We start from the raw sequence: 12046 nt of genomic DNA, 5'->3' as shown, positions 1-12046 counted from the left end.
GGCTGAAGCTCGCGTTCGGTGTTTCGCTCAAAAGTATGATTTATTGGGCGGTGTTTTATCAGAATGTTACCGCCGGGCAAGCGGCCTTGTCACCTGCGGATCGACAAGGCGCGATACCTAGCCCGCCATGGCGTCCTCATATTCGGCCGAAAGCTCCAGCCACTGTTCTTCGGCGGCTGCGAGCTTTGCAGCTGCCTCGCCGCGCTGCTTGGCTTTCTCGCTGGCCCTTGCCGGCGCCTTTTCGTAAAGCGCCGGATCGGCAAGCTCCGCATCAAGCTCCTGAATCTGTTTCTCCAGCTTCGCCGTCAAAGATTCGATTTCGTTGATCTTTTTCCTGAGCGGCGCGAGCGAGGCGCGCTTGCCGGCATTCGCCTTGCGCTGATCCGCCTTGGAGGAGGGCTCGTCGCTCAGGTCAGGCCTTTCGTCTTTTTTTTTGCCCGAAGAGACGACGAGGTTGCGGTATTCCTCCATATCGCCCTCGAAATTCGAAACCGTGCCGTTGTTGACCAGCCAGAGACGGTCGACCGTCGCCTCGATGAGATGGCGGTCATGCGAGATGAGGATGACGGCGCCATCGTAGTCATTAAGCGCTTCTATCAAAGCGCGGCGGCTGTCGATGTCCAGGTGGTTGGTCGGCTCGTCGAGAATGAGAAGGTTCGGCGCGTGGAACGCGGCAAGCCCCATCAGCAGGCGGGCCTTCTCGCCGCCGGAAAGATCCTTGGCGGCAGTCGACATCTTTTCCGTCGAAAGCCCCATCTGCGCCACTCGGGCGCGGACCTTGGCCTCGGGCGCTGCGGGCATCAGAAGGCGCACATGCTCCACCGGCGACTCGTTGGGAACGAGATCGTCGAGTTGGTGTTGGGCGAAAAAGCCGATCTTCAGGCTCGGTGCGAGTTTGATGTCGCCGCTTTCGGCTGAAAGCCGGCCGGCGATGAATTTCGCGAAGGTCGACTTGCCGTTGCCGTTGGAGCCGAGCAGCGCGATGCGGTCGTCGTTGTCGATGCGTAGGCTGATGTTCTTGAGGATCGGCTTGCCCGGTTCGTAACCGACGGCGCCGCTCTGAATGGCGACGATCGGCGATGCGGGCTGCTTTTCCGGTTCCGGGAAGGTGATCGGTTGCACATGATTTTCGATCACCGCGGCGACCGTGCCCATCCGTTCCAGCGCCTTGACGCGGCTTTGCGCCTGGCGCGCCTTGGACGCCTTTGCCTTGAAGCGGTCGATAAAACTCTGCAGATGTTTGCGCGCGGCCTCGTTCTTGGCCTTCGCTTTCGTCTGCAATTCGTCGGCTTCCGCCTTCTGCCGCTCGAACTGGTCGTAGCCGCCCCGGTAGAAGGTCAGCTTTTTCTGATCGAGATGGATGATCGAATTGACGGCATTGTTCAGAAGGTCGCGGTCATGGCTGATGATGATGACCGTGTGTGGATAGCGCCGCACATAGTCTTCCAGCCAGAGCGTACCTTCGAGGTCGAGATAGTTCGTCGGCTCGTCGAGAAGCAGTAGGTCAGGTTCGGCAAAGAGCACTGAGGCAAGGGCCACGCGCATGCGCCAGCCGCCGGAGAAGGCCGAGGCCGGGCGCTGCTGGGCATCCTGGTTGAAGCCAAGGCCGGCAAGAATGCTTGCCGCCCGCGCCTCTGCCGAATGCGCATCGATATCGACAAGGCGCATCTGGATTTCGGCTATCCGGTGCGCATCGGTCGCGATCTCGGACTCGGCAAGCAGCGCCGCGCGTTCCTTGTCGGCGGAAAGCACGATCTTGATCAGCGAATCTTCCGTGCCCGGCGCTTCCTGCGCCACCTGACCGATGCGGGCGTTCTTCGGTATGGAAACTAGGCCCGTTTCTGCGCCGAGATCGCCGGTGATGATCCTGAAGAGCGTAGATTTGCCCGCGCCGTTCCGCCCCACAAGGCCAGCCTTCGTGCCCGCCGGAAGCGTCACGCTGGCATTGTCGAGGAGAAGGCGTCCGGCGATGCGGGCAGAAATGTCGGTAATCGTGATCATGCGCGGCGTTTTGGCCGAAAGCCGCGATCAAGGCAAGACCATGCCGATGCTAGCGGCCGAAAGCTTGCAACGGTTGGCGGCGGTTGGACTGGGCTGCAAGAAGTGCTGCGTGGGCATTGGCTTGTAGTTGCGCGGCCGTTGCCGCATCGGAACTCAGCGCGACGCCGAGCGAAATCGTGAGCCTGCCAGGATCGCCCTTGTCGGAGGTTGCGAAGACCATGTTGTCTTCCACGGAATTGCGCAGCCGCTCGGCGATCGCCAGCGCGTCGCGCATGCCGACATTGGCAAACAGGAAGCCAAACTCGTCGCCTTCTGTCCGCGCGACGAGATCATTCTTCTTGATGGATTTGCGGAAGAGGCCGGCGAGCTTCTTTATGAGTTTGTTGCCTGCTTGCACGCCGTATTTTTCGTTCAGCTGCTTGAAATCGTCGATATCGACCATGATCAGCGCACTGCTGGCCGTTCCTGCCTCGCGCTCATAAAGTTCGCCGATCGCCTTGGTCAGCGCGATGCGGTTCGGCAGGCCCGTCAGCGCATCGGTCACCGATGCCGATTGCACGGCGGATATCCCGTGTTCCAGCGTCTCGATCCGTTCGACATCGGCAAGCAGCTTGGCTTCGAGTTCCGTTTCGGCCAAAAGCACGCTCGCGAGCGATTCCGCGAGAAATTCCATGTCGCTCACCAAGGAAGCAAGACCTTGGTCGCCATTGCCGGAGATCGATTTCACAAAGGCCTCCGCCGCGCGCGAAAAGGCACGTTTCTGCCTGATGCCTTCTGACAGCCGTTGCGCGGCTTCGCGCAGGACTTTGCCGGCCTCGCCGCCGGAGGCTTCCGCGGCAATCCCACAATGGCTGACTAAGCGATGTTGCAGCCCGAGCGCGTCGAGCTTTGCTTGCTGAGGATGAGGCCCGAGCCCGGCGATATCGCTGGCAAGCGCCGCATTATGACCGGCGACCGCCTCGTGGAATAGTTCGTAGTTCCGCGGTAGGCCGGGAATGCTCAGCCGCGCCATGTGCTGAGCGATCTTCTGGGCATCGGTTAAAGGGGGCGCGCCCGTGTGCCGCATTGCATTTCTAGTTGTAGTCTGCATGACGGTCCCTCGCTTTGTCAGCCCTATCCAGCTGCGGCTTGAGCTACGCTATGCCGTCAATACTATAAAATATATTGAATATTCAGCGATTCTGCCTCGTTTATTATGGAATGCTCAAATTCGGTTAATGCAACCTTGAGGCGCCGTAACTTGAAACGATTATGCCCATGAAATTTGCTGATTTGATCGCGGCCCGCATCTGTCGTGACAGCATTCCCGAAACCTCTTTCAAAAGGCAATTCATGACCAGAGCGCCATGAGTTGGTTCGAGCGCTGCCTTGACCTGCATGAAGGCAGGGGCCGCACTATGACAGCGGCGTGAAATTGCCGCGTCCCCCTTGTTTTCGGGGCTGGGGGCGGGTAAAGACCGCCCACTTTTCCCGCTAAACCAGAGGATTTGACCCAATGGCGATTGAACGCACCTTTTCGATGATCAAGCCGGACGCAACGAAGCGCAACCTCACGGGCGCTATCACCAAGATGCTGGAAGATGCCGGCCTGCGCGTCGTTGCTTCCAAGCGCGTCTGGATGAGCAAGCGCGAAGCGGAAGGCTTCTACGCCGTTCACAAGGAGCGTCCGTTCTTCGGCGAACTCGTCGACACCATGACCTCCGGCCCGACCGTCGTTCAGGTTCTCGAAGGCGAAAACGCAATCCTCAAGAACCGCGAAATCATGGGTGCGACGAACCCGGCAAACGCTGACGAAGGCACGATCCGCAAGGTGCATGCTCTTTCGATCGGCGAAAACTCCGTTCACGGCTCCGACGCTCCGGAAACGGCTGCGCAGGAAATCAAATACTGGTTCTCCGACACCGAAATCGTCGGCTGAATCGGAATTTCAGCCGGGAGGCTGAAACCTTTGAAATGACTCTGATAGCCGGGGCTCCGCTCCGGCTTTTTCGTTATGCGGCAGGGCACTTGTCTGTATTGCTAAAGTCCGTCGTTCCGTCCGGCTTGAAAACATCCGGGTTCTGGGTATAGAGCGGCCCGACGACGAGCGGCTTGCTGGGCAGGATCGATTGATCGACGTCCGAGACCAGTTGTGTCTTCAACTCCTGCAGCGTCGCGCCCTCGGCATCGACGAGACGGATATTCACGGAATAAGGTCTATCCTTGCGGATGCAGTGCACTTTTGGGCTCTGCAGGGTGATCTTGTCCCAGGCCGGATAGATCTTCTCGGTGAGCACGATTGGGTCGCCGCCGGCTGGGTTCTCGAATTCCGCGATTGCCACTGCGCCATCCGGAATGGCTGCGGTCTTCTTCAACGTGACGAGGTACGTCGCGCTTGCAACGCGATAGTTGAACACGAAAATATGGCCGCTCACTTCGACCATCTTCTCCATCTCGCGCTGGCAGCCGGCGAGCAGCGCGGCGCTCAGCGCCAGTGCCGTGATAACCTTGATTTTCATGTCGCGTCCTCTTTCTTCCGGCGGTAGTGCCGGCTTGCCTTGGCGCGGTTGCCGCAGACGCCCATGTCGCACCAGGCACGGCTCTTATTCTTGCTGCGATCTACGAACAGCCAGCCGCAATTGCGGCATATCTTCAAGCGATCCGGATCAGGCATCGCGATCAGGCGAAGCACCGAATGCGCGGTCGCGGCGTCGAGCCCGTTGGGCCTGGCATTGCGGAGGGTTACGGCAAGTTTGCCAAGCAGGTCCGCGAGGAGTTGATCGTCATTGCCTGTCAAAACCCGTTGCCGGAAATAACGGTCCGTCGCCTCGCGCAGAGCGATGAAATTCGGCCTGTCTTCTGGCGCCACCGGAAGAACTTCCCTGAAAAGGGCACGCTCGGCGCAGAATTCCGCCGCCGCATGCGGAAAGCTCGTGAACTGTTCATCCGCAGCAAAGCGGTCGATGCTGCGCGCTATATCATGGCGCAGAATGACGCTGTTGGCGACATCCAGCGCCAGCGCGCCACCAGAAAAACGATGTGCGGTCCAGGCAAAGTTCATAGAGAAAATATAACTGGTAAAATAGGTTTTGCCAGTTATTATTTGCAGAGGATCGGGAGTTTCCTGATGGGTTATCTTTTGCAGCAGCTGGCAAACGCGGTGCCGTTGGCAGCGCTCTACGCGGCGCTTGCCTTTGGCTATGCGCTTGCCTTCGGCGTCACCAAGCGCGCCGATATCACCTATGGTGCGGTCTTCGCTTTCGCGGGACAGATGCTGCTGCTGTTCACCGATTTCGCCTATAACCGCCTCTGGCTGGTCCTGCCCGCATCGCTCGCGATCGGCGCCGTCATGTCTTTCACCTATTCGCTCGGCGCCGGCTTCTGGATCGGCCGCTCCGTCATGCAGCCGCTCGTGCGACGCTCACCGAATACGGTCATCGTCGCAGCCCTCGGCGTGACCATCCTGCTCATGGAGACGGCGCGGTTGGCCTCCGATACGCGGGAACTCTGGCTCTCGCCCTTCCTCAATCGCACCGTCATTTTCTGGAGCGACGCATCCTTCAAGGTGACGTTGACTTATATCCAGCTCATCAATACCGGGCTGATGTGCGCGCTGATCGTGGTCGGCGGCCTGGTGCTCCGATGCAGCGCCTGGGGCCGCGTCTGGCGCGCCGTGACGGACGATCCACTCGCCGCTGAACTCTGCGGCGTCAGCGCAATCCGCGTGTTCCTAGCTGCCTATGTGGCCGCCGTATTCATCGCCACCTGCTGCGGCATCCTGACGACCTTCTATTACGGTTCGATGGATTTCGGTGCGGGCCTGCTCTTCGGCCTCAAGGTGCTGATGATCGCCGCTGCCGGAGGCTATTCCGATCCGCTGAAATCCGCAGGCGGTGCAGCAGGCATCGGTTTTGCCGAAACCCTCTGGACCGCCTATGGCCCGTTCCTCTGGCGGGATTTCGTCATCTTCTCGCTGCTCGTCTTCCTGCTGGTGCTGAGCCGGCGCGAGCGCGCCATTCCGTGACTACTTCCACTTGTCGCGCGCAGCGTCGTCTGCGTCCTTGGCAGAGACCCAATCGTCTGCCGAGCCATCCGTGCGATGTTCCTTCTTCCAGAAGGGCGCGGAGGTCTTCAGATAATCCATGACGAAGTTCGCGCCGTCGAATGCCGCCTGCCTGTGCGGCGCGGCGGCGATCACCAGCACGATATTTTCCCTTGCTGCGATTTTTCCGAAGCGGTGGATGGCGGTGAGCCCAAGCAGGCCGAAACGCTCGATCGCCAACTCGGCGATGCGTGTCATCTCCGCCTCGGCCATGCCCGGATAATGTTCCAGTTCCAGCGCTGCCAATGTGCCGCCTTCGTCACGGCAGAGGCCGGAGAATGTCACGATCGCTCCAACGCCGGGCGCGGCCTTTTTCAGCCGGTCGACTTCAGTCTGCAGGTCGAAATCCTCGCGCTGGACGCGGATGGTGGGGGCTGGGCTCACGACATGCTTCCCCTTTGCTGATGTGCGATGACCTCAAAACGCATTCCCTCATCGCTGTGCTCTTCACAGGGATCCGGTGCACCCAACGCCTTGGCCGCGACCCGGAAACGCGAGCGTGCGTTCGTCATCCGTCACCCGCCCGTCATCGGCGGAAAAATCCCGATCTCCCGGGCATTGCCGATCGGTTCGTCGTGTTCGGCGTGTTCCTGATCGAGCGCCACGCGGATGACGTTTTCGTATTGAAGCGCCGTCTCGTATTCCTCGCCCAGGGTCTTCAAGTGACCGAGAAGATCGGCAACGGTGACGACGGAGGCAGGAAGGGCGATGTCTTCCTCGTTCTTGCCGATCCGTTCCCGCACCCAGGCAAAATAGACCAGACGCGTCATTCTTCGTCATCCACGATATGCTTCAAGCCGGCGCGGAAATAGTCATAGCCGGTATATATGGTCAAAATGGCCGCGATCCAAAGCAGGCCGATGCCGATCTGCGTCGTATAGGGAAAAATCTCGTCGCCCGCGGGACCGGCGAGCAGGAACGCGATAGCCACCAGTTGCAGCGTCGTTTTCCATTTGGCGATCCGTGTGACGGGAACGCTGACTTTGAGGGCGGCGAGATATTCCCGCAGTCCCGAAACGAGGATTTCGCGGCAGAGGATGGTGATTGCCGCCCAGATCGACCAGCCGGCGATTGTCTGATCCGCGGCAACCAGAAGCAGGATCGAGGCGACCAGGAGCTTGTCGGCGATCGGGTCGAGCATACGACCGATATTCGAAGTCTGGTTCCAGATGCGCGCCAGATAGCCGTCCAAAAAATCGGTGAGAGAAGCGATGATGAATATCCAAAGGGCGACCCATCGCGCCGTGTTGCTGATGGCAAGTCGTCCCTCGACAAAGAAGCACAGGACGATCAGCGGTACCGCGAGAATGCGGCCATAGGTCAGCAAATTGGGAATATTATACGCGCGCGATGCCATGAAACCGCTCTCTGAATTTATGTGCTTGTAGATGACGGCTTTGACCGCAAGCCGTCAACATTCTTTCTGTTTTTCTGCCGCCTTTGCGTGGAATTTGCGACCGTAGCCGCCTATTTCGCGGCATCGTCGTGAAAATGGTTATAGACCTGCTTTGCGACCGTTTCGGAAATGCCGTCGACTGCCATGAGATCGGAAAGCGCTGCTCGCGAAACGGCCTTTGCGGTGCCGAAATGCTGCAGCAGAGCCCGCTTGCGTGAGGGGCCGACGCCGCCGATCTCGTCGAGCGGGTTCTTCACCATCTCCTTCTTGCGTCGCGCGCGATGCGAGCCGATGGCGAAGCGGTGCGCTTCGTCCCGCATGCGCTGGATGAAATAGAGCACGGGATCGCGTGGCGGCAGCGTGAAGCTTTCGCGCCCCGGCGGGAAGAAACGCTCGCGCCCCGCATCGCGGTCGACGCCCTTGGCGACGCCGATGGCAATGACGCTGTCGGTGATGGCGAGTTCCTCGAGGATGGCGCGCACCGCCGTCATCTGACCCTGGCCACCGTCGATCAGGATCACGTCCGGCCAGGCAGGGAAAGGCAGATCGGCGGCCTCAGCACTCGATACCGTCTGCGTCCGGTCCGGAATGCCTTCCTCCTTGATCAGCCGCGAGAAGCGCCGGGTCATCACCTCGCGCATCATGCCGAAGTCGTCTCCCGGCGTGATGTCGGTCGATTTGATGTTGAACTTACGGTACTGGCTCTTCACGAATCCTTCTGGCCCCGCCACGACCATGCCGCCCACCGCATTCGTGCCCATGATATGCGAGTTGTCGTAGATCTCGATCCGCTGCGGCGCATAGGGTAGACCGAACGTTTCCTTGAAGCCCTCGAGCAGGCGCGATTGCGAAGCGGTCTCGGCGAGCTTGCGGCCATGTGCCTCGCGGGCATTGGCAACGACATGGTCGACTAGATCGCGCTTTTCGCCGCGCTGTGGCACCAGGATCGAAACCTTGTGCCCGGTCTTTTCGCCGAGCGCTGCCGCCAGCAGTTCCATTTCCTCGACTGTTTCCGACAGCATGATCTGCTTCGGCACCGGCTTGTCGTCATAGAACTGCGCGAGGAAGGCATTCAAAACCTCGGCGCCCGAAAGCTGCGGGTCGGCCTTTGGAAAATAGGCCCGATTGCCCCAGTTCTGGCCGGTGCGAAAAAAGAAGACCTGGATGCAGGAAATCCCGCCCTCGTGGTGGATCGCGAAGACATCCGCCTCCTCGACGCCTGCCGGATTGATGCCCTGATGGCTCTGGACATGCGACAGCGCGGCGAGGCGATCGCGATAGATCGCCGCACGCTCGAAATCGAGATCTTGGGCGGCTGCGTTCATTTCCTCCGCCATATGCGCCTTCACCTTCTGGCTCTTGCCGGAAAGGAAATCCTTCGCCTCCTGCACCAGTTGCGCATAGCCTTCGTCGCTGATCTCCCGGGTGCAGGGGCCAGAACAGCGTTTGATTTGATAGAGCAGGCAGGGGCGCGTGCGCGTCTCGAAAACGCTGTCAGTGCAGGTGCGGATCAGGAAAGCGCGCTGCAGCGAATTGATCGTGCGGCCGACTGCTCCGGCGGAAGCGAAGGGACCGAAATAATCGCCCTTGCGCGCGCGCGCGCCGCGATGCTTGAAGATCGACGGGGCGCGATGATCGCCGGTGATGAGGATATAGGGAAACGACTTGTCGTCGCGCAAAAGCACGTTAAAGCGCGGCCGCAAGCGCTTGATCAGATTCGCTTCCAGGAGCAGTGCCTCGGTCTCCGTGCGCGTCGTCACGAATTCCATATGCGAGGTCAGGCGGACCATCTGCGCGATGCGGTTGGAATGGACCCGGCCCATCGCATAGTTGCCGACGCGCTTCTTGAGGCTGCGCGCCTTGCCGACATAGAGCACGTCGCCATCGGCATTGAACATGCGGTAGACGCCGGGGCTGTTCGGCAGCCGCTTGACGAATTCGCCGATCAATTCGGCGCCGGCAAGCCCGCTCTCGTTGCCGCCGCCTTCATTCCAGTCGATCGCAGCCGAAAGCGGCGAGGCGGAAAGGTCGCTTTCCACCTCGATATCGTCTTCGTTTTCATCGGTTTCATCATAAAGAACACCGCCATCGGGCAGCTTCTTGGCATTCATTCCTTGATCTCCAGCACATCCGGCGTCTGCCACGCGAGATGCTGGCCGCCGTCGAGTGCAATCATCTGACCCGTGATCGAAGGCGTCTCGAACAGAAAACGAATCGTTCGTCCGAATTCCTCCAACGCAGGTCCTTGCTTCAAGATAAGGGCTGCGACCTGCGCTTGGAAGTCTTCCTGCAACTGCCGTTCGCTTGGAATCGAGGGGCCAGGCCCGATGGCGTTGACACGGATCTTCGGAGCAAGCGCCTGCGCCATCGTCTGTGTTGCGGTCCAAAGCGCCGACTTCGACAGGGTGTAGGAATAGAAGCTCGGCCGCAGCGCCCAGACGCGCTGGTCGATGACATTGACAATGAGGCCAGTGGACGTTTCCGGTAGCTGGGCGGCGAATTGGGCGGCGAGGATCGAAGGCGCCCGGACATGCACGGCGAAATGCTCGTCCCAGACACCTGCATCCATCTTTCGCACCGAATCTTCGCGGAAAATCGAGGCATTGTTGACGAGCAGATCGATGGGACCAAGCAGGTCTGCGGCCCTTTTTATCAGGGCTTCCGTCTCGTTTGTTTTCGTAAGGTCGCCTTTCACTGCGACGGCATGTTTGCCTTCTTGCCGCAATTTCGCCGCAACCGCCTCCGCCTCGTCGATCGAGCTATTGGCATGAATGGCAACGGAAAAGCCGTTTCTCGCCAAATCCTCGACTATCGCCCGGCCTATTCTCTTGGCAGCCCCGGTTATGAGCGCGGCCCTAAGTCTTTTCTCGTTCAAAAGCGTGCCTTCTGGTCCCGCGAGTCTAAGTGCGCTTCTATATAGGGGCGGGCACAGACTATATAAATAGGGTGTCACGATTGCCTTTGTGGCAGATCTATTCTATGTATTATTTGAGAAACAAAGTTCTTAAAATAAGTATTGACAATTTAACCCATCGTTATGGTTAACAAATATTCTGTTGCTCTATAGCAACATCTAATTTCAGCCGCTTCCCTGCCTCAATCATTTCACAATTTGGCTCTCTCAAATCCGCAATTGCGCTCCACTTTCGACCTCGATCCGAGAGGGACATCTAGTAATTTCTCGCGAATGCTTCGGCTTAGGACAGTTACGAAGGGCGCGAGATCGAAAGGAGAAATGAGTATGCGTACATTTATTGCTAGTCTGATGGCGTCCGCCTTCGTGATCGCCGGCTTTTCTGCCGCCAACGCCGCCGACGCAGTCGACCAGGTTCCGGAAGCTCCGGTAGCACAGGCCGAGCCGGCCGCTCCGGCAGGTAACTGGGAAGGCTTTTATCTCGGCGGCGCGGGCACCTATAACAAGGGCAACTTCGGTGCAGACCGCGACGGTTACGCGATGGGCGGCCAGCTCTACACGGGCTACAACTGGCAGAGCGGCCAGATCGTCTACGGTGTCGAAGCCGATCTCGGTTATTCCGGCCTCGACAGCACGTCTAACGGCATCACCAACAAGAACCGCTTCAACGGCTCCGTTCGCGGCCGTGTCGGTTATGACCTGAACCCGTTCCTGCTCTACGCGACGGCTGGTGCGGCTGCGGCGAACAACAAGGTTAGCGGCTTCGGTCAATCCGATACGAATACGGCTTTCGGTTACACCGTCGGTGCCGGTGCTGAAGCCATGGTGACCAACAACATCACGGCACGTGTCGAATATCGCTTCAGCGACTATCAGAACAAGGACTTCGATCTCGGCGCCACGAACGTATCCCGCGGCTATGACGAACACAGCGTCAAGGTCGGTATCGGCGTCAAGTTCTAAGTCTGCCGAACACACCTGATGAAAGCCGGGCCTCGCGCCCGGCTTTTTTGTTCCTCAGCCGTGCGGCTTGAGTTCCTGATAGGCAGGAAATTTCTTCTCGAATTTGCGTACCCAGTCAATCAGTTCCGGATGCTCGGCTTCCCACTGGCCCTTGAAGCGCAGTTCCAGATAACCGATCGTCGCAGCAAGCGCGAAGTGACCGCCATTCAGCCTCCGGCCGATCTTAGGTGGATGCGCGCTGATGTGGTTCAGGCCGCTGACGGCCTTATTCCACTGCCGATCGATCCAGGGCTGGTGCACCTTCTCCTCGTCGCGGAAGCGGCGCTCGTAAATGATTGCCAGCAGGCAGTCACAGATGCCGTCGCAGAGTGCTTCCAGAATTTCAGCATCGGTTCGCTTGCCGTTCTTCGAAGGGTAGAGCTTCCTGTTCTTGAGCCGCCCGAAATAATGCATGATCGCCACGCTGTCGAAGACCGAAACCCCTTCGTCGGTCAGAAGCGTCGGGATTTTGCCGAGCGGGTTGTTGTCGACGAGGATCGCCGGGCCGGCATTGGTATCGACGCGGATTTCGGTGACGGCGAGTTCCAGATAATGCGCGGCCATCAGCACCTTGCTGGAATAAGGCGATGTCGGGGAGCAAAGCAGCTTCATGTTTTACCTCGAAAGCGGTTTCGGCGCGGACTATTTCGCA

General features: G+C 59.2%; 13 protein-coding genes. 3 read left to right on the top strand and 10 right to left on the bottom strand.

Annotated features, from left to right (window positions below; genetic code table 11):
- Positions 1 to 117: 117 nt before the first annotated feature.
- Together BLP23_RS00950 and BLP23_RS00945 are read right to left on the bottom strand one after the other, a co-directional pair.
- Entirely contained in the window at positions 118 to 2001 is a 1884-nt protein-coding gene (locus BLP23_RS00950) for an ABC-F family ATP-binding cassette domain-containing protein (protein WP_092583157.1), read from the bottom strand.
- A gap of 49 nt (positions 2002 to 2050) precedes the next feature.
- Positions 2051 to 3091, bottom strand: coding sequence for a GGDEF domain-containing protein (locus tag BLP23_RS00945; RefSeq protein WP_092583156.1), 1041 nt, complete (start codon positions 3089 to 3091; stop codon positions 2051 to 2053).
- A 405-nt stretch (positions 3092 to 3496) separates the two neighbouring features.
- On the opposite strand from BLP23_RS00945, the gene ndk reads away from it, so the two are divergent.
- A complete protein-coding gene (gene ndk / locus BLP23_RS00940; RefSeq protein ID WP_022714709.1) occupies positions 3497 to 3919 on the top strand; it encodes a nucleoside-diphosphate kinase in 423 nt (140 codons plus the stop codon).
- 73 nt (positions 3920 to 3992) lie between these two features.
- Here ndk and BLP23_RS00935 read toward each other — a convergent pair whose 3' ends face one another.
- Together BLP23_RS00935 and BLP23_RS00930 are read right to left on the bottom strand one after the other, a co-directional pair.
- Positions 3993 to 4499: a hypothetical protein gene (locus BLP23_RS00935; RefSeq protein WP_092583155.1), complete on the bottom strand. Its 507-nt coding sequence runs from the start codon at positions 4497 to 4499 to the stop codon at positions 3993 to 3995.
- A complete protein-coding gene (locus BLP23_RS00930) occupies positions 4496 to 5041 on the bottom strand; it encodes a CGNR zinc finger domain-containing protein (protein WP_092583154.1) in 546 nt (181 codons plus the stop codon). Before BLP23_RS00930 ends, BLP23_RS00935 begins: the two co-directional genes overlap by 4 nt.
- Before the next feature lie 66 nt (positions 5042 to 5107).
- On the opposite strand from BLP23_RS00930, the gene BLP23_RS00925 reads away from it, so the two are divergent.
- On the top strand, positions 5108 to 6004 hold the full coding sequence (locus BLP23_RS00925; RefSeq protein ID WP_092583153.1) for a branched-chain amino acid ABC transporter permease: 897 nt from the start codon (positions 5108 to 5110) through the stop codon (positions 6002 to 6004).
- Here the strand turns inward: BLP23_RS00925 and BLP23_RS00920 are convergent, their stop codons facing one another.
- The 5 genes from BLP23_RS00920 to BLP23_RS00900 all read right to left on the bottom strand — a co-directional run bounded on the left by BLP23_RS00920 (position 6005) and on the right by BLP23_RS00900 (position 10353).
- On the bottom strand, positions 6005 to 6466 hold the full coding sequence (locus BLP23_RS00920) for a molybdenum cofactor biosynthesis protein MoaE (protein ID WP_092583152.1): 462 nt from the start codon (positions 6464 to 6466) through the stop codon (positions 6005 to 6007). It abuts the gene before it with no gap.
- A gap of 131 nt (positions 6467 to 6597) precedes the next feature.
- Entirely contained in the window at positions 6598 to 6852 is a 255-nt protein-coding gene (moaD, locus tag BLP23_RS00915; RefSeq protein WP_092583151.1) for a molybdopterin converting factor subunit 1, read from the bottom strand.
- Positions 6849 to 7439 carry a CDP-diacylglycerol--glycerol-3-phosphate 3-phosphatidyltransferase gene (gene pgsA / locus BLP23_RS00910; RefSeq protein WP_022714716.1) on the bottom strand — a complete coding sequence of 197 codons (591 nt, stop codon included), beginning with the start codon at positions 7437 to 7439 and terminating at the stop codon, positions 6849 to 6851. Before pgsA ends, moaD begins: the two co-directional genes overlap by 4 nt.
- Before the next feature lie 110 nt (positions 7440 to 7549).
- Positions 7550 to 9589, bottom strand: coding sequence for an excinuclease ABC subunit UvrC (uvrC, locus tag BLP23_RS00905; protein WP_092583150.1), 2040 nt, complete (start codon positions 9587 to 9589; stop codon positions 7550 to 7552).
- Positions 9586 to 10353 carry an SDR family oxidoreductase gene (locus BLP23_RS00900; protein WP_092583149.1) on the bottom strand — a complete coding sequence of 256 codons (768 nt, stop codon included), beginning with the start codon at positions 10351 to 10353 and terminating at the stop codon, positions 9586 to 9588. Before BLP23_RS00900 ends, uvrC begins: the two co-directional genes overlap by 4 nt.
- A gap of 366 nt (positions 10354 to 10719) precedes the next feature.
- Here BLP23_RS00900 and BLP23_RS00895 point away from each other — a divergent pair, with 366 nt between their 5' ends.
- Positions 10720 to 11355: an outer membrane protein gene (locus BLP23_RS00895; protein WP_092583148.1), complete on the top strand. Its 636-nt coding sequence runs from the start codon at positions 10720 to 10722 to the stop codon at positions 11353 to 11355.
- Between the two features lie 54 nt (positions 11356 to 11409).
- Here BLP23_RS00895 and BLP23_RS00890 read toward each other — a convergent pair whose 3' ends face one another.
- Complete coding sequence (locus BLP23_RS00890; protein WP_092583147.1) at positions 11410 to 12006, bottom strand: glutathione S-transferase; 597 nt, start codon at positions 12004 to 12006, stop codon at positions 11410 to 11412.
- Positions 12007 to 12046: the final 40 nt, after the last annotated feature.

It is taken from the genome of Rhizobium mongolense subsp. loessense (assembly GCF_900099775.1).
Lineage (GTDB): Bacteria > Pseudomonadota > Alphaproteobacteria > Rhizobiales > Rhizobiaceae > Rhizobium > Rhizobium loessense.
The sequence above is the reverse complement of the archived record's forward strand: the minus strand, read 5'-3'. Positions and strand labels throughout refer to the sequence as shown.